A 23,310-nucleotide genomic window follows, 5' to 3' on the forward strand; every position below is an offset into this window, starting at 1 on the left:
TCGTATGACCACTTCGTTGCAGCCTGCCTACGCCTTGGTCCCGGGTGCGAACCTGGAGGCCTACGTACATACGGTGAACAGCATTCCACTGCTGACTGCCGAGCAGGAGCGTGAACTGGCCGAGAGTCTCTACTATGAGCAAAATCTTGAGTCTGCTCGGCAAATGGTGCTCGCGCACCTGCGCTTCGTTGTACATATCGCCCGCAGCTATTCCGGCTACGGGCTGGCCCAGGCCGACCTGATCCAGGAAGGCAACGTCGGCCTGATGAAAGCAGTCAAACGCTTCAACCCGGAAATGGGCGTGCGTCTGGTGTCCTTCGCGGTGCACTGGATCAAGGCCGAGATCCACGAGTTCATCCTGCGCAACTGGCGGATCGTCAAGGTTGCGACCACCAAGGCTCAGCGCAAGCTGTTCTTCAACCTGCGCAGCCAGAAGAAACGTCTGGCCTGGTTGAACAACGACGAAGTGCATCGCGTTGCCGAAAGCCTGGGTGTGGAGCCGCGGGAAGTCCGCGAGATGGAAAGTCGCCTGACCGGCCAGGACATGGCCTTCGACCCGGCTGCCGAAGCCGATGACGACAGCGCCTTCCAGTCGCCAGCCAACTATCTGGAAGACCACCGCTACGACCCGGCTCGCCAACTCGAAGATGCCGACTGGAGCGACAGCTCCTCGAACAACCTGCACGAAGCGTTGCAGGGTCTGGACGACCGTAGCCGCGACATCCTCTATCAGCGCTGGCTGGCCGAGGAAAAGGCCACGCTGCATGACCTGGCGGCCAAATACAGTGTTTCGGCGGAGCGTATCCGCCAACTGGAAAAGAACGCGATGAACAAGGTGAAAGCCCTGATCGCTGCCTGATCTTCCAGGTTTCAGAAACAGAAAGCCCGACTCGAAAGGTCGGGCTTTTTTATTCGCTGTAGGGCCTAAATCAGCGCCCCTGCAACTGCTCCAGATAGCTGTCCCCACCCAACTGCCCCATCTGCTGCCGAATCCACCCGGCCCGCCGTGCTACATAGCTGCTTGGCCGGCTGGCACTCCAGTTGCGCGGGTTGGGCAGTACAGCGGCGAGCAGGCTGGCCTGCTGGCGCGACAACCGACTGGCATCGACGCCAAAGTGATGGCGTGCTGCGGCTTGTGCACCAAACACGCCGTCATCCCACTCCGCACTGTTGAGATACACCTCAAGAATCCGCTCCTTCGACCAGAGCAATTCGATCAGCGCGGTGAACCAGGCTTCCAGCCCCTTGCGCACCCAGCTTCGGCCGGACCAGAGAAACTGGTTCTTGGCCACCTGCTGGCTGAGGGTGCTGGCACCGCGAACACTGCCGCCGCGCTCGTTATGTGCCAGCGCCGCCTGGATAGCCGAGAAGTCGAAGCCCCAATGGCTGGCGAATTTCTGGTCCTCGCCGGCGATGACCGCCACTTTCAGCTCATCGGAGATCCGCTCCCAGGGTTCCCAGTCGCGCTGCAAATCGATGGGCTGGCCGTCGAACCAGGACTCGATCTTGCGCTCGACCATCAACGCCGTGCCTGGCGGCGGTACCCAGCGGAAGATCAGCACCAGCAATACGCTGCCACCGGCGAACCAGAGCAGGGCACGAGCAAGGCGTCGAAATACGGATGACAGCATGGTGATGACTTGGCCGCGGCGGATGAGCGGGCCATTATACAGGCCCTGTGCACCCCAAGGAGTTGTTCCATGCTTCGTAGCTTCCTGATGCTTGCGGCGTTCTTCGGCTTTACCGGTGTGGCCCTAGGTGCCTTTGCCGCCCACGGACTCAAGGGCCGCCTGACCTCTGAATACCTGGCGATCTTCCACACCGGCGTCACTTATCAACTGGTTCACGCGCTGGCGCTGATCGGCGTCGCGGTGCTCAGCGTGCACCTGCCGGGACGGCTGGTGAACTGGGCCGGCGGTCTGTTCTGTCTCGGCATCCTGCTGTTCTCTGGCAGTCTGTACCTGCTGACCCTGAGCGGTATCGGCAAGCTCGGCATCATCACGCCATTCGGTGGAACGGCCTTCCTCGCCGGCTGGTTGTGCCTGGGTCTGGCGGCCTGGCGGATGAACTGACTCGCGGGTCGAAAATCGTGACGAATGGTGTCACCCGGCCTTGGGTTCGGGCGCGGATCGGCGCTAGAATGCGGGCCCCTAAAAATAATGGCGGCCGTGCGCATGCGCATTCAACTGAACGGTGAACCCTTCGAATTGCCCGACGGCGAGAGCGTCGCGGCCCTGCTGAGCCGGCTTGACCTGGTTGGGCGTCGGGTGGCGGTCGAACTGAACCTGGACATCGTGCCGCGCAGCCAGCACGACAGCACCGCGTTGAGCGAAGGCGACCAGGTGGAAGTTGTCCACGCCATCGGCGGCGGCTAGGCCCCCGCGCTTCACCTGCAAGTCCCTCAACCTTCAAGAGGATTACCGATGAGCAACGTTCGTAGCGACAAGCCCTTCACCCTGGCCGGTCGTACCTTCCAGTCGCGCCTGCTGGTTGGCACCGGCAAGTACCGTGACATGGAAGAAACCCGCCTGGCCATCGAGGCCTCGGGCGCCGAGATCGTCACCGTCGCCGTGCGCCGGACCAACATCGGCCAGAACCCGGGCGAGCCGAACCTGCTCGACGTACTGCCGCCAGACCGCTACACCATCCTGCCGAACACCGCCGGTTGCTACGACGCGGTCGAAGCCGTGCGCACCTGTCGCCTGGCTCGCGAACTGCTCGACGGCCACAACCTGGTCAAGCTGGAAGTCCTGGCTGACCAGAAGACCCTGTTCCCCAACGTGATCGAAACCCTCAAGGCCGCCGAAGTGCTGGTCAAGGACGGTTTCGACGTGATGGTCTACACCAGCGATGACCCGATCATCGCCCGCCAACTGGCCGAAATCGGCTGCATCGCCGTCATGCCGCTGGCCGGACTGATCGGCACCGGTCTGGGGATCTGCAACCCGTACAACCTGCAGATCATCCTCGAAGAAGCCAAGGTGCCCGTGCTGGTGGATGCCGGTGTCGGTACCGCTTCCGACGCCACCATCGCTATGGAACTGGGGTGCGAGGCCGTGCTGATGAACTCGGCGATCGCCCACGCGCAGCAGCCGATCATGATGGCCGAAGCCATGAAACACGCCATCGTCGCCGGCCGCCTCGCCTACCTGGCCGGCCGCATGCCGAAAAAACTCTATGCCAGCGCCTCGTCGCCGCTGGATGGCCTGATCAAGTAAGAGCCTCTGATGACTGAATCGCAAGAATCGCCGATCGCCGCCGAAGGCGAAGAGCGCCAACACCGCCGTATCAAGAGTTTCGTGATGCGCGCCGGCCGCATGACCGAAGGCCAGCAACGCGGCCTGGACCAGGGCGGCCCGCTGTACATCCTGCAACTGGCTGACAGCCCGGTCGACTACGACCAGGTGTTCGGCCGTTCGGCACCACGTACCCTGGAAATCGGTTTCGGCATGGGTCACTCCCTGCTGGAGATGGCCGCCGCCGCGCCGGACCAGGACTTCATCGGTGTTGAAGTGCACCGTCCGGGTGTCGGCGCACTGCTCAACGGCGTGATCACCCAGGACCTGAAAAACCTGCGGGTGTACGACTGCGATGCCATCGAAGTGCTGAACAAGTGCGTCGCCGATGGCAGCCTCGATCGCCTGATGCTGTTCTTCCCGGATCCGTGGCACAAGAGCCGTCACCACAAGCGCCGCATCGTCCAGCCGGAGTTCGCCGAGCTGGTGCGTCGCAAGCTGAAGGTAGGCGGTGTATTCCACATGGCGACCGACTGGGAACCGTATGCCGAATACATGCTGGAAGTGATGAACGTCGCCCCGGGTTATCGCAACCAGGCGGCGGACGGCACTTATGTGCCGCGTCCTGAAGAGCGCCCGATCACCAAGTTCGAACGCCGCGGCGAGCGGCTGGGGCATGGGGTTTGGGATCTGAAGTACGAGAAGCTGGCTGATTGATGCATCGCTGCGGTTCGGCGCCCCGACAAGCCAGCTCCCACAGGTGCGGTGTATGCCGATCCTGTGGGAGTCGGCTTGCCGGCGATGAGGAACTCAAAAATTCACCCCCGCCGATCAGCCACCACGCCGATCAACACCAGCACCACCAGCAACACCGGCGCCAGCGCATAGTTGTTGAACTGGCCCAGTCCCTTCACCACCCATGGGGTGGCATAGATCAGCGCAGCGCCGCTGCCGATCAGCACCAGCAGGGCCATGAACGGCACCCGCAAAGCCCCGGCCAGGCCGCCGAGGCGTCCTTCGACCCAGCTTTTGATATCGGTGCCGAACAGCACCAGCAGGCAGCCGACCAGCGCCAGCGAGATTTCCGAAAGGTTGCTACGGCTCCAGCGGGAGATGGTCGAGAGCAGGTCGAGTACCAGGTCCATGCGCTTTCCTTAGGTCAAGAAGTACTGCAACAGGTCGTTGAGGAACAACTGGCCGCGCGCGGTGGCGACCAGTCGCGTCGGTTCGACTTGTAAAAGGCCTTTTTGTTCTGCTTCCCGGCGCGCCGCAGTGAGTTGTTCCAGTGGCAGCCCGGTTCGCTGACTGAACAGCGCAGCGTCGACGCCGTCGGTCAGACGCAGGGCGTTCATCAGGAATTCGAAGGGCAGCTCATCCACCGGCAGCAGCTTTTCGCCGGCCTTGAAGGCCTTGGCCGGGTTCAGGTAGTCCTTGGGCAGGCGGGTTTTCCAGGTGCGCAGAATGCGGCCATCCGGATGACTGAGCTTGCCGTGCGCCCCCGCGCCGATACCGATGAAGTCGCCAAAGCTCCAGTAGTTCAGGTTGTGCCGCGCCGCTCGCCCGGACTGGGCGTAAGCGGAAACTTCGTATTGGTGGAAGCCGTTTTGTGCGAGCAGGGCCTGACCGGCTTCCTGGATATCCCAGAGGATGTCGTCTTCCGGCAGCACCGGTGGCTGGTTCCAGAACACGGTGTTCGGCTCCAGGGTCAACTGGTACCAGGACAGGTGCGTCGGGCCAAGGTCGATGGCTTGTTGCAGGTCGCCGAGGGCATCGTCCAGCGACTGGTCCGGCAGCCCGTGCATCAGGTCCAGGTTGAAGTTGTCGAAGCCTGCATTGCGCGCCATGGCGGCGGCGCGGATCGCTTCGTCGCCGTTGTGGATGCGGCCGAGGGCTTCGAGTTTCGCCTGCTGGAAGCTCTGGATGCCGATGGACAACCGGTTGATGCCCAACTGCCGGTAAGCCTTGAACTTCTCTTGTTCGAAGGTCCCCGGATTGGCTTCGAGGGTGATCTCGATATCGCTGGCAAACGGAATGCGTTGTTCCACTCCGACCAACAAGCGACCCAGCGCCTTGGCGCTGAACAGGCTGGGCGTGCCGCCGCCGAAGAAGATCGAGCTGATCGGCCGGCCATACACCGCAGGCAATTCCTGGTCGAGGTCGGCCAGCAGCGCGTCGACGTAGGCCTCTTCAGGCAGCTCGGGGGTGGCGGCGTGGGAGTTGAAGTCGCAATACGGGCATTTGCGCACGCACCACGGAATATGGATGTACAGCGCCAAAGGCGGCAGATGCGGCAAGGCCGCCCTTGGTGTTTGGGACGTGAAGCCAGCCTCGCCCAGATGCAGTGGCTGTGCCGGCGTTTTTTCGGTCATGCCAGGCCCAGACGTTGACGCAGCAGGCTCATGGCGCGGGCGCGGTGACTCAGTTGGTTTTTCTCGACAGGGGCCAGTTCGGCGCTGGAGCAGTTGCGCTCAGGCACCCAGAACAGCGGGTCGTAGCCGAAACCGTGCTCGCCGCTGGCGGCGGTCAGGATGCGGCCGTGCCACAGGCCTTCGCAGAGGATCGGCAGCGGATCGTCGGCATGGCGGACCAGGGCCAGCACGCAAACGAACTGCGCGCCACGCTCGGCTTCCGGTACGTCTTTCAGCGCGTCGAGCAGCTTGGCGTTGTTCGCCGCGTCGCCCTTGCCGTCGGCATAACGCGCCGAATAGATACCCGGTGCACCACCGAGGAAGTCCACCGCCAGGCCCGAATCGTCGGCCAACGCTGGCAGGCCGGAGATGCGCGCGGCGTTGCGGGCCTTGAGGATGGCGTTCTCGACGAACGACAGGCCGGTTTCTTCCGGCTCGACGCTGCTGAATTCACCGATGGAGCGCAGTTGCACGGTGTCACCGAGCATGGCCTGCAGTTCCTTGAGTTTGCCGGCGTTGTGGCTGGCCAATACGAGTTGCTTGATGTTCATCATTCGCCTGGGAAGACTTCCTGGTTGAAGCTGAAGGTGTTGTTGGCGTCACCCGAGCCGACCGTGATCGAGAAGGTCAGGGTTTCTGGCTGGTCCACCGGGAACTGGGCCAGATAATAGACGGCGCCCTGATCGCTGACCTGTTTGAAGCTCAGGTTGCTCTTGCGGCTGGTCAGGTCACTGACGGTGCCGCTGACGCTCGCGGGGCCCGGCTTGCCCGCCTTGAGCACGGCAATATTGAGCACGCCCTGGTTCTTGCTGCGTACCAGTCCACTGGCCTGCGCCGTGGCGGGCTGCAGGAAGGTGGAGTTGAAGACGCTGTAATGCACGGTGACATCGCCGAAGACTTCCTTGCGCTCCGGTTTTGCGGCATCGGCAGCCAGCACTGGCAGGGCCAGGCACAGGCTGAACAGAAACATGGCTAAGCGACGCATGATCGTATCCTCTGGTGGGGCGGGTTATACCGCGACCTTATGCTCCTGCAGGCCGGGGCTGCTTACACGATAAATGCCGATTTCCCCTAAAAGATTAGGCCAAAGCCGACCGCCCCATCCGTTGCGGTGACGATTGTCCACCGCCAGGCGGTTGAGGACCTGCGCACGGCGTTCACTGCACAGCGCCTCGAAGTCTTCGAAGGTGCAGAAATGGATGTTCGGCGTGTTGTACCAGGTATACGGCATGAAGTCCGAGACCGGCATGCGACCCTTGGTCGCGAGGTACCAGCGGCAGCGCCAGTGGCCGAAGTTGGGGAAGGTGATGATGCATTGGCGGCCCACCCGCAGCATTTCGTCGAGGATCCGGTCCGGGTACTCCACGGCCTGCAGGGCCTGGGTCATGACCACCACGTCGAAGCTGTTGCTGGCGAAGTTGCCCAGGCCCTTGTCGAGGTCCTGTTCGATGACGTTGACGCCCTTGGCCACGCACTGGGCGATGTTGTCGGCGTCGATTTCCAGGCCATAGCCGGCGACCTGCTTGGTGTCGCGCAGCGATGCCAGCAGTTCACCGTTACCGCAACCGAGGTCGAGCACGCGGCTGCCGGCGGGGATCCAGTCCTGGATGATTTCCAAATCGGCTCTCATGGATTCCTCAGCAGACGATGCGGTTCATGTAGTTGGAGAAACCCTGGATGTAGCGCGGGGTCGGGATCAGGAAGGCGTCGTGGCCGTAAGGCGAGTCGATATCCAGGTAGCAGACGTTCTTGCGCGCGGCGATCAGGGCGTCGACGATTTCCCGCGAGCGAGCCGGCGAGAAGCGCCAGTCGGTGGTGAAGGACATCACGCAGTAGTCCGCCGTGACATGGGCCAGGGTCGCGGCCAGGTCGCCGCCGTGGCTGGCGGCCGGGTCGAAGTAGTCCAGCGCCTTGGTCATCAGCAGGTAGGTGTTGGCGTCGAAGCGGCCGGAGAATTCCTCGCCCTGGTAGCGCAGGTAGCTTTCGACCTGGAACTCGACACTGTGGAAGTCGTAGTTGAGCTTGTCGCTCTTCAGCTCGCGGCCGAATTTTTCGCCCATCGAGTCATCGGACAGGTAGGTGATGTGGCCCACCATGCGGGCCAGCATCAGGCCGCGCTTGGGGATCACGCCCTGGTCCTGGAACGAGCCGCCGTGGAATTCCGGGTCGGTGAGGATGGCCTGGCGTGCCACTTCGTTGAAGGCGATGTTCTGGGCCGAGAGCTTGGGTGCCGAGGCGATGTCCAGGCAGTGGCGCACGCGGTCCGGGTAGGTGATGGTCCATTGCAGCGCCTGCATGCCGCCGAGGCTGCCGCCCACTACCGCCGCCCACTGGTGGATACCCAGTCGGTCGGCCAGCCGGGCCTGGCTGTGCACCCAGTCTTCCACTGTCAGCACCGGGAAATCGGCACCGTAGGGCTTGCCGGTCGCCGGGTTGGTGCTGCTCGGGCCGGTACTGCCGTTGCAACCGCCGAGGTTGTTCAGGCTGACCACGAAGAAACGGTTGGTATCGATGGGCTTGCCGGGGCCGATGCAACTGTCCCACCAGCCGGGCTTGCGATCATCGACGCTGTGGTAGCCGGCCGCGTGATGATGACCGGACAGCGCGTGACAGATCAGCACGGCGTTGCTGGCACTGCTGTTGAGCGTGCCGTAGGTTTCGTAGGTCAGCTCGTAGGAAACCAGGGAGCGACCGCAGGCCAGGGCCAGGGGCTCGTCGAACTGCGCCAGTTGCGGTGTTACCAGACCGACCGAATCTTCGGGAAAGACAGTGGACATCGACCCTGCTCACATCTGAATGAGGCGTAAGTCTAAAGACCACCGGAGTGGGCGGCAAGCAATGTGCCGGGGGTTGCGGGAATCGATGCCGCGCCCGGCGCCACGGGTGTTCGTGGCGCGGGCCTGGCGGGTGTCGCTGGCGCTGCGATCAGACCAGCCGACGCAGCACTTCGGGCATGAGGGTCATGGCCGCGAGGTTGTTGATGACCAGCATGTCGAGCAGCTTGAGCGCCATGAACGCGAGGATCGGCGAGATGTCCAGGCCGCCCAGGTTCGGCAGGATGCGGCGGAACGGGGCGAGGAACGGATCGCAGATCTGGTTGATCAGTTCGGCACCCGGGTTGTGGCTGCCGGGTGCGACCCAGGACAGGATCACGCTGATGATCAGGGCGTAGAAGAAGATGTTGAGGAACAGTGCGGTGACCCCGATCAGCGACCAGATCAGCAACTGCAAGGGGTTGCCGATGGTGCCGTAGAGCAGCATCAGGATCGCGCCCATCAGCGCCATCTGCACGATGATCGCCAGCACCAGCGAAGACATGTCCAGGCCGAACAGGCTCGGGATGATCCGGCGCATAGGTTTGAGCAGTGGCTGGGTGGCGCGCACGGCGAACTGGCTGAGCGGGTTGTAGAAGTTCGCGCGGACCAGTTGCAGGATGAAGCGCAGCATGATGATCAGCAGATAAAGACTGCCGATGGTCTGCAGGATGAAAATTGCAGCGGTACTCAGTCCAATCATTTCACGCTCCTTAGTTGCCCAGTTGTTCGGCCATTTCCGCCGAACGATGTGCTGCAGCGCCTAGCGCCTTCTCAACCAGTGCTTCGAAACCGTCAGCCTGGAACGATTTGATTGCCGCTTCGGTGGTGCCGTTGGGCGAGGTGACCCGGCGGCGCAGTTCGGCTGCGTCGACATCGCTGGATACCGCCATGTGCGCGGCGCCCAGAGCGGTTTGCAGGGTCAGCCTGGAAGCGGTTTCCCGTGGCAGGCCGAGCTTTTCGCCGGCGGCGGTCATGGCTTCGATCAGCAGGAAGAAGTACGCCGGGCCACTGCCGGAAACGGCGGTGACCGCGTCCAGTTGTTGCTCGCTGTCCAGCCACAGGGCGATGCCCACCGCCGAGAGCAGTTGCTCGGCTTGCTCGCGTTGTTCTGCGCTGACGTCAGCGGTGGCATACAGACCGCTTACGCCCTGGCGCAGCAGCGCCGGGGTGTTGGGCATGCAGCGAACGATCGGCTGTGCGCCGAGCCATTTGTTCATGCTGGCGCAAGTGATGCCGGCGGCGATGGAGACCACCAGTTGCTCAGGCTTCAGGCTTGGCTTCAAGGCTTCGCAGACCGCTTTCATGGCCTGCGGCTTGACCGCCAGTACCACCACGTCGGCACCTTGGACGGCGCTGGCGTTGTCTTCGAACAATTCGATGCCGTGTTCGGCGTGGATCTTCGCCCGTTGTTCGGCACCCGGGTCGCTGGCGCGGATCTGCGCGGCTTCCAGGCCCTGGGCGCGCAGACCGCCGATCAGGCTGGCGGCCATGTTGCCTGCGCCGATAAAGGCAATACGAGTCTTGCTCATGTCAGGTCCTTGGTAGAAGAAGGTGAAAAATGCATGGATCAGGCCTTGCCATAGTCGCGGGCACCGAACAGCGCGGTGCCGATACGGACCCAGGTTGCGCCTTGGGCGATGGCGCTTTCCAGGTCGTGGCTCATGCCCATGGACAGGGTATCGAGGCCCAGCCCGAGGCTGTCTTGAAGCTCCCGAACACGGGCGAAGGCGGCGTCTTGTGCGGCGCGGTCGTCGGTGGGTTCGGGAATGGCCATCAGGCCGCGCAGGCGCAGGTTCGGCAGCGCGGCGACGGCGGCGGCCAGGGCCGGCAGTTCTTCGGGGGTGCAGCCGGACTTGCTGTCTTCACCGCTGACGTTGACCTGCAGGCACAGGTTCAGCGGCGCCAGGTTGGTCGGGCGTTGTTCCGAGAGTCGTTGTGCGATTTTCAGTCGATCCACCGAGTGTACCCAGTCGAAATGTTCGGCAATGGCGCGCGTCTTGTTCGACTGAATGGGGCCGATGAAGTGCCAGGTCAAGGGCAGGTCGGTCAATTCTTCCTGTTTGCCGAGTGCTTCCTGAAGGTAATTCTCGCCGACATCGCGCACGCCGGCGGCGAAGGCTTCACGCACGGCTTCGGCGGGTTTGGTCTTGCTCACGGCCAGCAACTGGATGCTCGCTGGGTCGCGTCCGCAAGCCGCAGCGGCGGCCTGGATGCGTCCGGCAAGCGTGGAAAGGTTGTCTGCTATGGTGGACATGGATTCGATGCCAGCGGGTCATTGGGTCCGGGGCATTCTACCCGCTTGTCAGTCTTTGGGGAGTCTTATGGAAATGACCGGGCTGTTGGCCCTGGCGCTCAGGGAGGGCGCTTCCGATCTGCATCTGGCGGCTGGCCGGGTGCCGAATATCCGTGTGGATGGGCAGATGCGCCCGCTGGATCTGCCGCCTCTGGAACCGGCGGCGATGCGCGCGCTGCTTGCGCAGATCATGAGTGAACGGCAGCAGCGCGAGTTCGAGGAGCGCCGCGATCTGGACTTCGCCGTGGCCTTGCCGGACAAACCGCGTTGCCGGGTGAATGTCTTCGAGCAATTGCATGGCGCCGGGGCAGTCTTGCGCTTGCTGCCGGAGCGGGTGCCGAGCCTGGAGCAACTGGGGTTGGGAGAGGCGTTCAAGCGGTTGGTGGACGTGGAGTCCGGGCTGGTGCTGGTCACCGGGCCCACCGGGTCGGGCAAGTCCACCACCCTGGCCGCGCTGGTGGAACATCTGAATCGCCAGCGCGCCTTGCACATCCTCACGCTGGAAGACCCTGTCGAGTTCATCCATGAGCCGCTGCGCAGCCAGGTCAATCAGCGTGAAATCCACCGCCACAGCCTTGGTTTCGCCCAGGCCTTGCGAGCGGCGCTGCGTCAGGACCCGGATGTCATCATGCTCGGCGAACTGCGCGACCTGGAAACCATCCGTCTGGCCCTGACCGCCGCGGAAACCGGGCATCTGGTGCTGGCGACGCTGCACACGGCGTCGGCGGTGAAAAGCATCGACCGCATCGTCGATGTCTTCGCCGGCGAGGAAAAGGCGATGGTGCGCAGCTTGCTGGCCGAGTCGTTGCGGGCGGTGGTGTCGCAAGTGCTGGTGCCGCGCGCGGCAGGCGGGCGGGTCGCCGTGCAGGAGATCCTGGTGGCGACCCCCGCCGTACGCAACCTGATTCGCGAAGGCAAACAGGCGCAGTTGTATTCAGCAATGCAGACCGGCGCGGGGCAGGGGATGCAAACCTTGGACAGTTGCCTTCAGGGATTGCTGGCGCGGGGGGATATCAGTGCGCAAAGCGCTCGGGCGAACATGCGTTCACCCTCGGCATCGGCTTTCTAGCGCTTGGCCAGGCGCAGTTGCTCTTGCTGTTGCGGCAGCACGCGCTTGGCCACCACGTAGCGTTTGTCCCAGTACGGCTTGTTCAGCGTATCGATGGTGACGCGCTTGCCGGTACGCGGGGCATGGATGAAGCGGTCGTTGCCGAGGTAGATGGCAACATGGTTCACCCGACGGCTTTTGATGTTGAAGAACAGCAGGTCACCGGGCTTTAGGTCGCTGCGATCGACTTTCACGCCGTGGTCGCCACTGGCCATCGCATTGGAGGTGCGCGGCAGGTCGACGGCGTCGATGTCGTTGAAGGCGTACTTGACCAGGCCGCTGCAATCGAAGCCCTTGCCCGGGGTGCTGCCGCCCCAGCGATAGGGTGTGCCCAACTGGTTGACGGCGCGGCTGAGCACGTCGCTGCTCTGGCTCGGCGGCATCTGCGCAACCGTCTGCGAGGCACCGTGGGTGCGGCGCGAGTGCTGGGGATTGCTGGCTACGCTCTTGGTAGAGCGGGTGGCCGTGGAATGGGCGGTCGATCCTGAAAAGCCGGTGGGAAGACGTTGCTCACGGTTGGTGGCGTGGGCGGCCAGTGGCAATAATAGGCAAATAGTTAGCCATGTCTTGAAAAATGAACGCATTAGGCAGGGCTCTTGTTGGTGTAGGCGCGCAACTTTATAACAGCTTTTTGGTCATTTTCTGATCCACTGGTCGTCTCAAAAGTGTCATACGTCGGCTTGATCGGAAAAAGTCACATATTTGCTTAGAAAATTTTTCTCTAAACCCGGGAGGCTATGAATGAACGGTTATCAGCAGCAAGGGCGTCCTGACACCCACAGCAAGGTCATTGGTTACCTGTTGTGGATCTTTGGTTTTCTTGGCGCGCACCGCTTCTATTACGGCAAACCGGTCACGGGGACGATCTGGTTCTGCACCCTTGGCCTGCTGGGTATCGGTTGGCTGATCGACCTGTTCCTGATCCCGACCATGGACCGCGAAGCAGACCTGCGCTTCCACGCAGGTCCATTGGACTACAGCGTGGCGTGGGTGCTGTTGACGTTCCTTGGGGTGTTCGGTGTGCACCGGATGTATCAGGGCAAATGGATCACGGGTGTGATCTACCTGTTCACTGGCGGGTTGTTCCTGGTCGGTGTGCTGTATGACTTCTGGACCCTGAACACGCAGGTTTCGATGAAGAACGCGCAACAACGGTATTGAGCTTCAAGCTATAAGCTGCAAGAAAGAGCCAGCACTGTGTGCGCCGACTTTTTGCAGCTTACCGCTTGAAATTTGTAGCTGCTTACTGGCGAGTCTGGCGTTGCTGCAACAGCAGGTTGTTGAAGCCACTGCCGGCCAATTGTTTCTGAGCCACGGTCAATTGTTCACGGTTGCTGAACGGACCGACCAGCACCCGGTACCAGGTCTCTTCCTTGACCGTGCCGGATTCCACTTGCACCGACTGACCGAGCAGGATGATCTGCGCGCGCACTTTGTCGGCATCCGCCTGTTTGCGGAACGAGCCCGCCTGCAGATAGAACTGCGTGGTGGCGGCCGGCTTGATCACGGGCGGCGCCGGGGGCGGAACCTCGCCGTTGAGCGCGGCCTGGGCCCGGGCGGTGTCGATCTTCGCCGCTTCCGCTGGTGTGACCGGCGGTTGCGCTGGTACCGGCGGCGTTTTCTCGGGCACGGCTTCCGGCGGCACGATCACTTCCGATTCCGGCAGCAGGGTATAGAAGTCGTACTTCGGCTTCACCGGCTGCTGCGGGCTGGGCGGCGTCTTGTTCGCCTCGGCGACCTTCTCGGCCTTCTGCTGCTCGGGTTTCTCCCGCTTGACCTCATCCCGACCCGGTTCGAGCTTCATCAGGAACACGATGAAGGCACCGACTGTCAGGCCGATCGCCATCCACAACCAGCCCGGAATCGGCTTTTTCGCTGGTGCCTGGTAGCGGCTGGCGCCGCGCTTCGGGGCGGGTTTCTTCTTGGCTGCCAACTTACATACGCTCCAGGGTTTCCAGGCCCAGCAGCTCCAGGCCCTGTTTCAGGGTGCGACCGGTCAGTGCTGCCAGACGCAGGCGGCTCTGTTGTTGTTCCGGGGTTTCAGCGCCGAGGATCGGGCAGTTCTCGTAGAAGCTGGAGAACAGGCCGGCAACGTCGTACAGGTAGCTGCACAGTACGTGCGGCGTGCCTTTTTCGGCGACGTTGTTGAGGATCTCGGCAAACTGCGCCAGGCGTGCGGCCAGGTCTTGTTCCTGCTGTGCTTGCAGAACGATCTGACCTTCAACTTCGCTGAAGTCCTTGCCGAGCTTGCGGAAGACACCGGCCACGCGGGTGTAGGCGTACAGCAGGTAAGGCGCGGTGTTGCCTTCGAAGTTCAGCATCAGGTCGAAGTTGAAGCTGTAGTCGCTGGTGCGGTGTTTGGACAGGTCGGCGTATTTCACGGCGCCGATACCGACCACCTTGGCGATGGCGCGCAGGTCGTCTTCCGGCAGTTCCGGGTTCTTTTCCTTCACCAGGGTGTAGGCGCGTTCCTTGGCTTCGGTCAGCAGGTCGATCAGCTTCACCGTGCCGCCGTCGCGGGTCTTGAACGGGCGGCCGTCCGCGCCGTTCATGGTGCCGAAGCCCATGTGCTCGGTCTGCATCGGGTGGCTGATGAAGCCGGCGCGACGGGCCACTTCGAACACTTGCTGGAAGTGCAGGGCCTGGCGCTGGTCGACGAAGTACAGCGCGCGGTCGGCGTGCAGCACGTTGCTGCGGTAGCGCACGGCCGCCAGGTCGGTAGTGGCGTAGAGATAGCCGCCATCGGCCTTCTGCACGATCACCGGCAGCGGGTCGCCGTCAGCGGTCTTGAATTCTTCGAGGAACACGCACTGCGCACCATTGCTTTCGACCAGCAGGCCCTTGGCCTTGAGGTCGCTGACCACGTTGGCGAGGTCGTCGTTATAGGCGCTTTCGCCCATCACGTCGGCGGGGGTCAGTTTGACGTTGAGCAGTTCGTAGGTCTTCTGGCAGTGCGACAGCGAGATGTCCTTGAAGCGGGTCCACAGCGTCAGGCACTCGGCATCACCGGCCTGCAACTTGACCACCAGGCCACGGGCGCGGTCGGCGAAGGCTTCGGACTCGTCGAAACGCTTCTTGGCGGCGCGGTAGAAGTTTTCCAGGTCCGACAGCTCGTCGCTGGTGATCGGGTTCTCTTCCAGGTAGGCCAGCAGCATGCCGAACTGGGTGCCCCAGTCGCCAACGTGGTTCTGCCGGATCACGTCGTCGCCGAGGAACTCCAGAACCCGGGCCACGGCGTCGCCGATGATGGTCGAGCGCAGGTGGCCTACGTGCATTTCCTTGGCCAGGTTCGGCGCGGACAGGTCGATGACCACTTTCTGCTGCGGGCCGGCCTTGTGCACGCCGAGCTTGGCGTCAGCCAGGGCGGCGTCCAGGCGCGAAGCCAGGGCCTGGGTGTTCTGGAAGAAATTGAGGAAGCCGGGGCCGGCGATCTCGACCTTGCTGATCTGCGGATCGGCAGGCAGCGCGGCGATGAGCTTCTCGGCCAGGTCGCGGGGCTTCATGCCGGCCGGTTTGGCCAGCATCATGGCGATGTTGCTGGCGAAATCGCCGTGGGTCTTGTCCCGGGCGTTCTCCACCTGGATCGCCGGCGTCAGCCCTTCAGGCAGCACACCGTCGAGGGTGAGTTGGGTCAGGGCTTGCTGGATGAGCTGGCGAATGGTGTCTTTCATGGGATTCTCTTTCGACCGCAAGCGCGGCGGCGCTTCGATGCGCAGGTGGAAAAACTGGGCATTATCCGTTGCTGGTGCAAGGTTGCCAACCTTTGGGCCGGCGCTAGTACAGATCTACCGGGTCCACATCCAGCGACCAGCGCACCTGGCGCCCGCTGGGTAACTGTTCCAACACTAGCAACCAGGCGCTGATCAGTCGATGCAGCGGCGCCCGCGCATTGGCCTGAAGCAGCAATTGTGCGCGGTAGCGACCGGCACGGCGTTCCATCGGTGCCGGGACCGGCCCCAGCAATTCGATCCCATGCAGACCTTGCTCGGCCAGCAATCGTTCGGCTGCGGAGCAGGCTTCGTCGAGAAAACCTTCAGCCTGGCCCGGTTTGTGCGCCTCTGCGCGCAGCAGCGCGAGGTGCGCGAACGGCGGCAGGCCGGCGGCGCGGCGCTCGCTCAGGGCCTGCTCGGCAAAGGCGAAGTAGCCTTGCTCGGTCAGTTGCACCAATAAAGGATGGTCGGCGAGGTGGGTCTGGATGATCACTTTGCCCGGCTCTTCGGCCCGCCCGGCGCGCCCGGCGACCTGCACGATCAATTGGGCCATGCGCTCGGCGGCGCGGAAGTCGCCGGAGAACAGCCCGCCATCGGCATCGAGGATCGCCACCAGAGTGACCCGCGGGAAGTGGTGCCCCTTGGCGAGCATCTGCGTGCCGACCAGGATGCACGGCTGGCCGCGCTGGATGGTGTTGAACAACTGGTTCATCGCGTCCTTGCGCGAGGTGCTGTCGCGATCCACCCGCAGAACCGGGAAATCAGGAAACAGAATGCTCAGGCGCTCTTCGGCGCGCTCGGTGCCGGCGCCCACCGGCCGCAGATCGACGTGGTTGCACTGCGGGCACTGGCGCGGGATGCGTTCTTCATGCCCGCAATGGTGGCAGCGCAGTTCGCCGGAGCGCTGGTGCACGGTCATTCGCGCATCGCAGCGCGGGCATTCGGACAGCCAGCCGCAGTCGTGGCAGAGCAGGGTCGGGGCGAAGCCGCGGCGGTTGAGGAACACCAGGACTTGCTGGCCGGCGGCGAGGGTCTGGGCAATGGCCTGTTGCATTGGCCCGCTGATGCCGCTGTCCAGTGGCCGGCTTTTTACGTCCAGGCGCAGGAAACGCGGGGCTTGGGCGCCGCCGGCACGGTGGTTCAGGCGCAGCAGGCCGTAGCGGCCGGAGTGGGCGTTGTGCAGGCTTTCCAGCGATGGAGTGGCCGAGCCCAGCAGGATCGGGATGTTTTCCTGCCGCGCACGTACCAGCGCCAGGTCGCGGGCGTGGTAGCGCAGGCCTTCCTGCTGTTTGTAGGAGCCGTCGTGCTCCTCGTCGATGATGATCAGCCCGGGATTCTTCATCGGCGTGAACAGCGCCGAGCGGGTGCCAATGATGATGTCGGCTTCGCCATCGCGGGCGGCGAGCCAGGCGTCCAGGCGCTCGCGGTCGTTGACCGCCGAGTGCAGCAGAGCGATGCGCGCATTGAAACGCTGCTCGAAGCGGGCCAGGGTCTGCGGCCCGAGATTGATTTCCGGAATCAGGATCAGCGCCTGCTTGCCGGCTTCGAGGGTTTCGCGGATCAGTTGCAGGTAGACCTCGGTCTTGCCGCTGCCCGTCACCCCGGCCAGCAGGAAGGCGTGGAACGTATCGAAACCGGCGCGCACGGCGTGGAAGGCGGCGCGCTGTTCATCGTTGAGCGGCAGTTCCGGTTGCGCCAGCCAGTGTTCGTGGCGGGCCTGCGGGGCATGGCGGCGCACTTCGACCGCCACCATCTCCTTGGCCAGCAACAGGTCGAGGCTGTCCTTGCTCAGCCCCAGCTTGCCCAGCAGGCCATGGGCGACGCCGTGGGGATGCTGGGCGAGGGTGGCGAGAGCTTCACGCTGGCGCGGTGCGCGGGCGATGCGCGGATCATCCTGGCGAGCGTTGGGGGCAACTTGCCAGAAGCGCTCCTGGCGCGCTTCGGCGGGTTCGCCCTGACGCAACAGCACCGGCAGCGCCCAGCTCAGGGTGTCGCCGAGGCTGTGCTGATAATATTGGGCGGTCCACAGGCAGAGCTTGAACAGCGCCGGTGGCAGCGGCGAGACCGGATCGAGCAGGGCGATCGCCGGCTTGAGTTTGTCTGCGGGCACCTCGCTGTGCTCAGCGACCTCCACCAGGACGCCGATCATCTCCCGGCGGCCAAACGGCACGCGTACGCGCATGCCTGGCGTGAGCGTCTGGCGCGCCATGCTCGCCGTGGCCCTGTAGTCGAACAGCCGCCGTAGTGGCGAGGGCAGGGCAAGGCGAAGAATGACGTCGGACACGCGGAGGCTTCTCTGTAAGGGTAATTCCAGATGCCCGCGAGCCTAGCAGACGACAGTCGGTGCAAGCGACAACTTGCGCTGAGGCTTCGCTCTGGTATTATTCGCCGCCTAATTACGTGCGGTATTCAACAATGGTGTTGGGTGGCGGCACGCAGTCGAGGAAATGGCCATGAAAGCAGATATTCATCCAGTTTACGAAGCGGTTGCGGTCACCTGCAGCTGCGGCAACAAGTTCGAAACCCGTTCGACCTTCGGCAAACCACTGCCAATCGACGTGTGCAACGAGTGCCACCCGTTCTACACCGGTAAGCAGAAGACTCTGGATACCGGCGGCCGCGTACAGCGCTTCGCAGATCGTTTCGGTACGTTCGGCAAGAAGTAAGAATGCGCTTGGCTGGCCCTATGGGTCTGGCCTGGTTGCAAAAAAAGGCGCCCCTCGTGGGCGCTTTTTTTGTGGGTGCGATTTGGCAATTGCCGGCCCTGGCGTTCTGCCCGGCGCCCTCCGGCCTGTCATCGGCCAGCGTGCGCAGCGTGGTCGATGGCGACACGCTGCGCCTCGATGACGGTCGCAGTGTTCGGCTGATTGGCATCAATACACCGGAAATCGGTCGCAAAGGACGACGCAGCGAAGCCCTCGCCGAGACCGCCCGTCGGCGCCTGGAGACGTTGGTCCGACAAAGTCATGGTCGCGTCGGCTTGTTGCCCGGTACTGAATCCCGCGACAAGTACGGGCGCACGCTGGCGCATGTCTATGGTCGCTCTGGCGACAATTTCGAAGCCGTGCTGCTCAGCGAGGGTCTTGGCTACCACGTGGCGGTGGCGCCGAATGTGCGGTTGGTCGCGTGCCAGAAACGGGCCGAGCAAGCTGCGCGCAAGGCCGGGGCCGGCGTCTGGCGCAGTTCTCCGGTGATCGGCGCGAGTAGCCTGCGACGCTCTGGTTTCGCTGTGGTTAGCGGCAAAGTCAGCGCAATAGAGCGTAATCGCGGCGGAATCTGGATCGAGATTGGTAACTCGCTGGTGCTTCAGATCCCTTCCAAAGTGCAACGCAACTTTCCGTCTTCCTTTCTTTCCGGCCTGAAGGGGCGTTCCGTCGAAGTACGCGGTTGGGTGCTGGATCGTTCCCGCAAAGGGGGGCTGAAGCCGGGTCAGCAGCGTTGGTTGCTGCAATTGACCGACCCGAGCATGCTGGAAAGGGCCAAAAGATAAAAAATTGTGGACATTTTTTTGCTCGATTGTACACATCGAAAGCCGCGTACTACGCGGCTCTTGGCGGAAAGTCGTAGCTTAAAGGCCTTGACACAAGTGACCGGGCAGTCTTGTCGGCCCTTGGCTCTTTGCGTATCCTCGGCGGTCCGTCAGAACAGTAAACAAGCGGAATGCCCACCATGTCAGACCTGAAAACTGCCGCTCTTGAATATCATGCTCAGCCTCGTCCGGGGAAACTGAGCGTAGAGCTTACCAAACCAACCGCAACCGCTCGTGACCTGGCGCTGGCCTACAGCCCGGGCGTCGCGGAGCCGGTGCGTGAAATCGGTCGCGATCCCGAGCTGGCCTACAAGTACACCGGCAAGGGCAATCTGGTAGCAGTGATCTCCGACGGTACCGCCATTCTTGGCCTGGGTAACCTCGGCCCACTGGCTTCCAAGCCAGTGATGGAAGGCAAGGGTGTTCTGTTCAAGCGTTTCGCCGGTATCGACGTGTTCGACATCGAAGTCGACTCCGAAAGCCCGCAAGCCTTCATCGATACCGTCAAGCGCATCTCCATCACCTTCGGTGGCATCAACCTCGAAGACATCAAGGCACCTGAGTGCTTCGAGATCGAGCGTGCCCTGATCGAACAGTGCGACATCCCGGTTTTCCACGACGACCAGCACGGCACCGCCATCGTGACCGCCGCCGGCATGATCAACGCCCTGGAAATCGCTGGCAAAACCCTGGCCGACGCCAAGATCGTCTGCCTGGGCGCCGGTGCTGCGGCCATCTCCTGCATGAAACTGCTGGTGAGCATGGGCGCAAACATCGAGAACATCTTCATGGTTGACCGTACTGGCGTGATCCACGCTGGTCGCGATGACCTGAACCAGTACAAGGCAGTATTCGCCCACGCTACCGACAAGCGCAGCCTGGCCGATGCTCTGGACGGCGCCGACGTGTTCGTGGGTCTGTCCGGTCCGAACCTGCTGAGCGCTGAAGGCTTGAAGTCGATGGCGCCAAACCCGATCGTCTTCGCCTGCTCCAACCCTGATCCGGAAATCTCGCCAGAGCTGGCCCACGCCACTCGTAACGACGTGATCATGGCTACCGGTCGTTCCGACTACCCGAACCAGGTCAACAACGTTCTGGGCTTCCCGTTCATCTTCCGTGGTGCCCTGGACGTTCGCGCCAAGCGCATCAACGAAGAAATGAAGATCGCTGCCGCCAACGCTCTGAAAGGCCTGGCCAAGCTGCCAGTTCCGAAAGAAGTCTGCGACGCTTACGGTGTTGCGGGTCTGGAATTCGGTCGTGAGTACATCATTCCGAAGCCAATGGACTCGCGTCTGCTGACCGTCGTTTCCGATGCCGTGGCCAAAGCCGCCATCGAGACTGGCGTAGCGACCCTGCCGTACCCGAAACACTACCCGCTGAACAGCGTGGATGAAGTGTTCAACGGTTGATCCGCTGACGTAATAAAAGAAAGCCCCGGCTCGTGAGAGTCGGGGCTTTTTTGTTGGGCAAACATGATGGTCTTGCGCGGAACCTGTGGGAGCCGGCTTGCCGGCGATGGGGCCATCAGTGACAACGCTGCTGCCTGATCGGGCGCCATCGCTGCGGTTCGGCGCCCCGACAAGCCAGCTTCCACAGGGGCAATGCAGCTATCAAGGCCTGCGCACAAACCTGTGGGCTGTTAGTCGCGAAGGGCCGCTCCTACAGTATCGTGAGCGGCCCACCTAAGGATGCAGGAATCAGAACAGATCCATCGGCGCCGCTTCGTCCGCTGGCAGCGGGCTGCCCGGTACGCTGCCGTTGCCCAGCTCGTTGACCGAAGGCGGAGTGTCCTCGGCCTTGAACAGCTCGAAGTAGGCATTCGGCGTCCCCGGCGTTGCCGCGCGGCCACTGACCGGATCGACCCGCAGGCTGAGGATGCCTTCGGGCTCCGGCAACCGATGCTCTGGCTTGTCCTTGAGCGCGGGGCCCATGAAGCTCATCCAGATCGGCAGCGACACCGTGCCGCCATACTCGCGACGGCCCAGGGTTTCAGGCTGGTCGAAGCCAGTCCAGACCGTCGTGACGTAGTCGGCGTTGTACCCGGAGAACCAGGCGTCCTTGGATTCGTTGGTGGTCCCGGTCTTGCCGGCCAGGTCGTTACGGCCCAGTGCCATGGCGCGACGCCCGGTCCCGCGCTTGATGACGTCCTCCAGCATGCTGGTGAGGATGTAGCTGGTACGCCCGTCGATGATCCGCTCCGCGGTCAGCGGGACCTGTGGCTGCGTGGACGGTGCTGCCGTGGCATCGGTAGTGATCGCCTGCGCTTGCGGCGCGGCGATGCCGGCCTGGTCTTCCTGTCCCGACGGAACCCGCGCCGGATTGGCGGTGAACAGGGTTTCGCCGTTACGGCTGTCGATACGTTCGATCAGGTACGGGCTGATCTTGAAGCCGCCGTTGGCGAAAGCACTCCAGCCCGTGGCGATCTCCATCGGCGTCAGGGTTGCGGTGCCCAGTGCCAGGGACAGGTTGCGCGGCAGGTCCTGCTTGTTGAAGCCGAACTTGGCGATGTAGTCGATGGTCTTGTCGACGCCCATGCTTTGCAGCAGGCGGATCGACACCAGGTTACGCGACTTGTACAGCGCCTCGCGCATGCGGATCGGGCCGAGGAAGGTGTTGGTGTCGTTCTTCGGACGCCAGACTTTGTCCAGGTACTCGTCGACGAACACGATCGGTGCGTCGTTCACCAGGCTGGCGGCGGTGTAGCCGTTATCCAGTGCCGCGCTATAGACGAAGGGTTTGAAGCTGGAGCCTGGCTGGCGTTTGGCCTGCATCGCGCGGTTGTAGTTGCTCTGTTCGAAGGAGAAGCCGCCGACCAGTGCGCGGATCGCGCCGTTATTCGGATCGAGGGTAACCAGCGCGCTCTGTGCGCCGGGAACCTGGCTGAAGGCCAGGCTGCCATCTTCCATCCGGCGGACCCGAATCAGGTCGCCGACCTGCGACACATCGCTCGCCTGTTGCGGGCTGCGGCCCTGGCTATTGGTGTTGAGGAACGGGCGCGCCCATTTCATGGTGTCCCAGGCAACGGTGGCCTCGTCGCCTGACCTGGTCAGTACGCGCAGGCCGGTCTTGTCGACCTGGATCACGATGGCCGGCTCAAGGCCGCCCATGTTGCGCTGCTTGCCCAGTTCCTGCAGCCACGCAGCGCGGGTCTTGCCCGGCATGCGTGATTCGGGACCCCGGTAGCCGTGGCGCTGATCGTAGGAGGTAAGCCCGTCGAGTACGGCGTTATTGGCGATGGCCTGGAGATCGCTCGGCACCGTGGTGGTGACCCGGAAACCTTCGGTGTAAGCATCGCTGCCGTAGCGGCCGACCATTTCGGCGCGGGCCATTTCGGCGATGTAGGGCGCGTTCACTTCTGGCGTCGGCACGTGATAGCTGGCGTTCAGCGGCTCGGCCAGGGCGGCCTGGTAGCTGGATTCGTCGATCTTGCCCAGCTTGTACATGCGCCCGAGGATCCAGTCGCGGCGCTCCTTGGCCCGGGCCGGGTTGGCCAGCGGGTTGAAGCGCGACGGCGCCTTGGGCAGGCCGGCGATCATCGCCATCTGCGCCAGACTGATGTCGCGGATCGACTTGCCGTAATACACCTGCGCCGCAGCCTCGATGCCGTAGGCACGGTTGCCCAGGTAAATCTTGTTGACGTACAGCTCGAGGATTTCGTCCTTGGTCAGCTCCCGTTCGATCTGCAGGGCCAGGAGGATCTCGTTGGTCTTGCGCGAGAAGCTGCGTTCGCTGGACAGGAAGAAGTTCTTCGCCACCTGCATGGTGATGGTGCTGCCGCCGGTCTGGATGTGCCCGGACTTGACCAGCTGGGAGGCGGCGCGCATCAGGCTGCTGGGGTCAACACCGTAGTGGTTGAGGAAATTGTCGTCCTCGGCTGACAGCAATGCCTGAATGAAGTGTGGGGGAATATCCGCGAAACGGATTGGAGAGCGGCGCATTTCGCCAAACTCGGCGATCAGCTTTCCGTCACTGCTGTACACCCTCAGCGGTATCTGCAACTGGATGCTTCGCAGCGCCTCGACCGAAGGGAGGCTGGGACTAAGATACAGAAACGCGCCACTCAGACCGAGTACGGCTGCGCAAATGACTGCGACGAAAGACCACCAGAAGAACTTCAGCAGGCGTATCAAGGCTTTGGGATGTCCAGTTGGAGTTTTGGGTTGAGCGCAGGGCCCGGCGGGCCGGAAAAACGCTGGGCATTATAAGCAAT

At 62.9% G+C, this 23,310-nt stretch carries 25 protein-coding genes; 10 read left to right on the forward strand and 15 right to left on the reverse strand.

The genetic code is table 11. The annotated features are described in order from the left end of the window. Positions 1-4: 4 nt before the first annotated feature. Positions 5-859 (forward strand): RNA polymerase sigma factor RpoH, encoded by an 855-nt coding sequence (gene rpoH / locus DM374_RS13720; protein ID WP_095156347.1) that lies wholly within the window; start codon positions 5-7, stop codon positions 857-859. A gap of 70 nt (positions 860-929) precedes the next feature. Here the strand turns inward: rpoH and mtgA are convergent, their stop codons facing one another. Further along, complete coding sequence (mtgA, locus tag DM374_RS13725; protein WP_110970324.1) at positions 930-1,631, reverse strand: monofunctional biosynthetic peptidoglycan transglycosylase; 702 nt, start codon at positions 1,629-1,631, stop codon at positions 930-932. Between the two features lie 69 nt (positions 1,632-1,700). On the opposite strand from mtgA, the gene DM374_RS13730 reads away from it, so the two are divergent. The 4 genes from DM374_RS13730 (at position 1,701) to trmB (ending at position 3,953) form a co-directional block, all read left to right on the forward strand. Continuing rightward, a complete protein-coding gene (locus tag DM374_RS13730) occupies positions 1,701-2,072 on the forward strand; it encodes a DUF423 domain-containing protein (RefSeq protein WP_110970325.1) in 372 nt (123 codons plus the stop codon). Positions 2,073-2,174: 102 nt separating this feature from the next. Next, positions 2,175-2,375 (forward strand): sulfur carrier protein ThiS, encoded by a 201-nt coding sequence (gene thiS, locus DM374_RS13735; RefSeq protein WP_095156493.1) that lies wholly within the window; start codon positions 2,175-2,177, stop codon positions 2,373-2,375. A 48-nt stretch (positions 2,376-2,423) separates the two neighbouring features. Beyond that, a complete protein-coding gene (locus tag DM374_RS13740) occupies positions 2,424-3,218 on the forward strand; it encodes a thiazole synthase (RefSeq protein WP_110970326.1) in 795 nt (264 codons plus the stop codon). A 9-nt stretch (positions 3,219-3,227) separates the two neighbouring features. Beyond that, positions 3,228-3,953 (forward strand): tRNA (guanosine(46)-N7)-methyltransferase TrmB, encoded by a 726-nt coding sequence (trmB, locus tag DM374_RS13745; protein ID WP_110970327.1) that lies wholly within the window; start codon positions 3,228-3,230, stop codon positions 3,951-3,953. Between the two features lie 101 nt (positions 3,954-4,054). On the opposite strand, the gene DM374_RS13750 is transcribed toward trmB, so the two are convergent. The 9 genes from DM374_RS13750 to DM374_RS13790 form a co-directional block, all read right to left on the reverse strand. Continuing rightward, positions 4,055-4,381, reverse strand: a complete 327-nt coding sequence (locus DM374_RS13750) for a DUF3392 family protein (protein ID WP_095156343.1) — start codon at positions 4,379-4,381, stop codon at positions 4,055-4,057. A 9-nt stretch (positions 4,382-4,390) separates the two neighbouring features. After that, entirely contained in the window at positions 4,391-5,605 is a 1,215-nt protein-coding gene (gene hemW, locus DM374_RS13755) for a radical SAM family heme chaperone HemW (RefSeq protein WP_110970328.1), read from the reverse strand. Continuing rightward, positions 5,602-6,198, reverse strand: coding sequence for an RdgB/HAM1 family non-canonical purine NTP pyrophosphatase (gene rdgB, locus DM374_RS13760; RefSeq protein ID WP_110970329.1), 597 nt, complete (start codon positions 6,196-6,198; stop codon positions 5,602-5,604). The genes hemW and rdgB overlap by 4 nt, the downstream gene beginning before the upstream one ends. After that, a complete protein-coding gene (locus DM374_RS13765; protein ID WP_110970330.1) occupies positions 6,195-6,629 on the reverse strand; it encodes a DUF4426 domain-containing protein in 435 nt (144 codons plus the stop codon). Before DM374_RS13765 ends, rdgB begins: the two co-directional genes overlap by 4 nt. Positions 6,630-6,653: 24 nt before the next feature. Further along, complete coding sequence (gene metW / locus DM374_RS13770; RefSeq protein WP_095156339.1) at positions 6,654-7,274, reverse strand: methionine biosynthesis protein MetW; 621 nt, start codon at positions 7,272-7,274, stop codon at positions 6,654-6,656. Between the two features lie 7 nt (positions 7,275-7,281). Further along, positions 7,282-8,421, reverse strand: coding sequence for a homoserine O-succinyltransferase MetX (metX, locus tag DM374_RS13775; RefSeq protein ID WP_110970331.1), 1,140 nt, complete (start codon positions 8,419-8,421; stop codon positions 7,282-7,284). Between the two features lie 148 nt (positions 8,422-8,569). Then, positions 8,570-9,160, reverse strand: coding sequence for a YggT family protein (locus tag DM374_RS13780; RefSeq protein ID WP_095156337.1), 591 nt, complete (start codon positions 9,158-9,160; stop codon positions 8,570-8,572). Between the two features lie 10 nt (positions 9,161-9,170). Then, on the reverse strand, positions 9,171-9,989 hold the full coding sequence (gene proC / locus DM374_RS13785) for a pyrroline-5-carboxylate reductase (protein ID WP_110970332.1): 819 nt from the start codon (positions 9,987-9,989) through the stop codon (positions 9,171-9,173). A gap of 38 nt (positions 9,990-10,027) precedes the next feature. Next, positions 10,028-10,714, reverse strand: a complete 687-nt coding sequence (locus DM374_RS13790) for a YggS family pyridoxal phosphate-dependent enzyme (RefSeq protein WP_110970333.1) — start codon at positions 10,712-10,714, stop codon at positions 10,028-10,030. Positions 10,715-10,781: 67 nt separating this feature from the next. Between DM374_RS13790 and DM374_RS13795 the strand changes: the two genes are divergently transcribed. Next, entirely contained in the window at positions 10,782-11,822 is a 1,041-nt protein-coding gene (locus DM374_RS13795) for a type IV pilus twitching motility protein PilT (RefSeq protein WP_110970334.1), read from the forward strand. Here the strand turns inward: DM374_RS13795 and DM374_RS13800 are convergent. After that, positions 11,819-12,445: a C40 family peptidase gene (locus tag DM374_RS13800; RefSeq protein ID WP_110970335.1), complete on the reverse strand. Its 627-nt coding sequence runs from the start codon at positions 12,443-12,445 to the stop codon at positions 11,819-11,821. The genes DM374_RS13795 and DM374_RS13800 overlap by 4 nt on opposite strands. Positions 12,446-12,602: 157 nt before the next feature. On the opposite strand from DM374_RS13800, the gene DM374_RS13805 reads away from it, so the two are divergent. After that, a complete protein-coding gene (locus DM374_RS13805; RefSeq protein ID WP_110970336.1) occupies positions 12,603-13,022 on the forward strand; it encodes an NINE protein in 420 nt (139 codons plus the stop codon). A gap of 82 nt (positions 13,023-13,104) precedes the next feature. Here DM374_RS13805 and DM374_RS13810 read toward each other — a convergent pair whose 3' ends face one another. The 3 genes from DM374_RS13810 to DM374_RS13820 all read right to left on the reverse strand — a co-directional run bounded on the left by DM374_RS13810 (position 13,105) and on the right by DM374_RS13820 (position 17,855). Further along, positions 13,105-13,794, reverse strand: coding sequence for an SPOR domain-containing protein (locus DM374_RS13810; RefSeq protein ID WP_095156331.1), 690 nt, complete (start codon positions 13,792-13,794; stop codon positions 13,105-13,107). 1 nt (position 13,795) lies between these two features. Continuing rightward, positions 13,796-15,532 (reverse strand): arginine--tRNA ligase, encoded by a 1,737-nt coding sequence (gene argS / locus DM374_RS13815; protein ID WP_110970337.1) that lies wholly within the window; start codon positions 15,530-15,532, stop codon positions 13,796-13,798. 103 nt (positions 15,533-15,635) lie between these two features. Next, on the reverse strand, positions 15,636-17,855 hold the full coding sequence (locus DM374_RS13820) for a primosomal protein N' (protein WP_110970338.1): 2,220 nt from the start codon (positions 17,853-17,855) through the stop codon (positions 15,636-15,638). Between the two features lie 169 nt (positions 17,856-18,024). On the opposite strand from DM374_RS13820, the gene rpmE reads away from it, so the two are divergent. The 3 genes from rpmE to DM374_RS13835 all read left to right on the forward strand — a co-directional run bounded on the left by rpmE (position 18,025) and on the right by DM374_RS13835 (position 20,509). After that, on the forward strand, positions 18,025-18,237 hold the full coding sequence (gene rpmE / locus DM374_RS13825; protein ID WP_095156328.1) for a 50S ribosomal protein L31: 213 nt from the start codon (positions 18,025-18,027) through the stop codon (positions 18,235-18,237). A gap of 2 nt (positions 18,238-18,239) precedes the next feature. Then, positions 18,240-19,061 carry a thermonuclease family protein gene (locus tag DM374_RS13830; protein WP_110970339.1) on the forward strand — a complete coding sequence of 274 codons (822 nt, stop codon included), beginning with the start codon at positions 18,240-18,242 and terminating at the stop codon, positions 19,059-19,061. A gap of 179 nt (positions 19,062-19,240) precedes the next feature. Then, a complete protein-coding gene (locus DM374_RS13835; RefSeq protein WP_110970340.1) occupies positions 19,241-20,509 on the forward strand; it encodes a malic enzyme-like NAD(P)-binding protein in 1,269 nt (422 codons plus the stop codon). 288 nt (positions 20,510-20,797) lie between these two features. On the opposite strand, the gene DM374_RS13840 is transcribed toward DM374_RS13835, so the two are convergent. After that, positions 20,798-23,227 carry a penicillin-binding protein 1A gene (locus tag DM374_RS13840; RefSeq protein WP_404821332.1) on the reverse strand — a complete coding sequence of 810 codons (2,430 nt, stop codon included), beginning with the start codon at positions 23,225-23,227 and terminating at the stop codon, positions 20,798-20,800. Between the last annotated feature and the right edge of the window lie 83 nt (positions 23,228-23,310).

This window comes from Pseudomonas huaxiensis (assembly GCF_003231275.1).
In the GTDB taxonomy this organism is placed as follows: domain Bacteria; phylum Pseudomonadota; class Gammaproteobacteria; order Pseudomonadales; family Pseudomonadaceae; genus Aquipseudomonas; species Aquipseudomonas huaxiensis.

Bases quoted from the DNA above. Each gene is read 5' to 3' on its own strand.
- rpoH (WP_095156347.1), top strand. From the start codon at position 5: ATGACCACTTCGTTGCAGCCTGCCTACGCCTTGGTCCCGGGTGCGAAC.
- mtgA (WP_110970324.1), bottom strand. From the start codon at position 1,631: ATGCTGTCATCCGTATTTCGACGCCTTGCTCGTGCCCTGCTCTGGTTC.
- DM374_RS13730 (WP_110970325.1), top strand. From the start codon at position 1,701: ATGCTTCGTAGCTTCCTGATGCTTGCGGCGTTCTTCGGCTTTACCGGT.
- thiS (WP_095156493.1), top strand. From the start codon at position 2,175: ATGCGCATTCAACTGAACGGTGAACCCTTCGAATTGCCCGACGGCGAG.
- DM374_RS13740 (WP_110970326.1), top strand. From the start codon at position 2,424: ATGAGCAACGTTCGTAGCGACAAGCCCTTCACCCTGGCCGGTCGTACC.
- trmB (WP_110970327.1), top strand. From the start codon at position 3,228: ATGACTGAATCGCAAGAATCGCCGATCGCCGCCGAAGGCGAAGAGCGC.
- DM374_RS13750 (WP_095156343.1), bottom strand. From the start codon at position 4,381: ATGGACCTGGTACTCGACCTGCTCTCGACCATCTCCCGCTGGAGCCGT.
- hemW (WP_110970328.1), bottom strand. From the start codon at position 5,605: ATGACCGAAAAAACGCCGGCACAGCCACTGCATCTGGGCGAGGCTGGC.
- rdgB (WP_110970329.1), bottom strand. From the start codon at position 6,198: ATGATGAACATCAAGCAACTCGTATTGGCCAGCCACAACGCCGGCAAA.
- DM374_RS13765 (WP_110970330.1), bottom strand. From the start codon at position 6,629: ATGCGTCGCTTAGCCATGTTTCTGTTCAGCCTGTGCCTGGCCCTGCCA.
- metW (WP_095156339.1), bottom strand. From the start codon at position 7,274: ATGAGAGCCGATTTGGAAATCATCCAGGACTGGATCCCCGCCGGCAGC.
- metX (WP_110970331.1), bottom strand. From the start codon at position 8,421: ATGTCCACTGTCTTTCCCGAAGATTCGGTCGGTCTGGTAACACCGCAA.
- DM374_RS13780 (WP_095156337.1), bottom strand. From the start codon at position 9,160: ATGATTGGACTGAGTACCGCTGCAATTTTCATCCTGCAGACCATCGGC.
- proC (WP_110970332.1), bottom strand. From the start codon at position 9,989: ATGAGCAAGACTCGTATTGCCTTTATCGGCGCAGGCAACATGGCCGCC.
- DM374_RS13790 (WP_110970333.1), bottom strand. From the start codon at position 10,714: ATGTCCACCATAGCAGACAACCTTTCCACGCTTGCCGGACGCATCCAG.
- DM374_RS13795 (WP_110970334.1), top strand. From the start codon at position 10,782: ATGGAAATGACCGGGCTGTTGGCCCTGGCGCTCAGGGAGGGCGCTTCC.
- DM374_RS13800 (WP_110970335.1), bottom strand. From the start codon at position 12,445: ATGCGTTCATTTTTCAAGACATGGCTAACTATTTGCCTATTATTGCCA.
- DM374_RS13805 (WP_110970336.1), top strand. From the start codon at position 12,603: ATGAACGGTTATCAGCAGCAAGGGCGTCCTGACACCCACAGCAAGGTC.
- argS (WP_110970337.1), bottom strand. From the start codon at position 15,532: ATGAAAGACACCATTCGCCAGCTCATCCAGCAAGCCCTGACCCAACTC.
- rpmE (WP_095156328.1), top strand. From the start codon at position 18,025: ATGAAAGCAGATATTCATCCAGTTTACGAAGCGGTTGCGGTCACCTGC.
- DM374_RS13830 (WP_110970339.1), top strand. From the start codon at position 18,240: ATGCGCTTGGCTGGCCCTATGGGTCTGGCCTGGTTGCAAAAAAAGGCG.
- DM374_RS13835 (WP_110970340.1), top strand. From the start codon at position 19,241: ATGTCAGACCTGAAAACTGCCGCTCTTGAATATCATGCTCAGCCTCGT.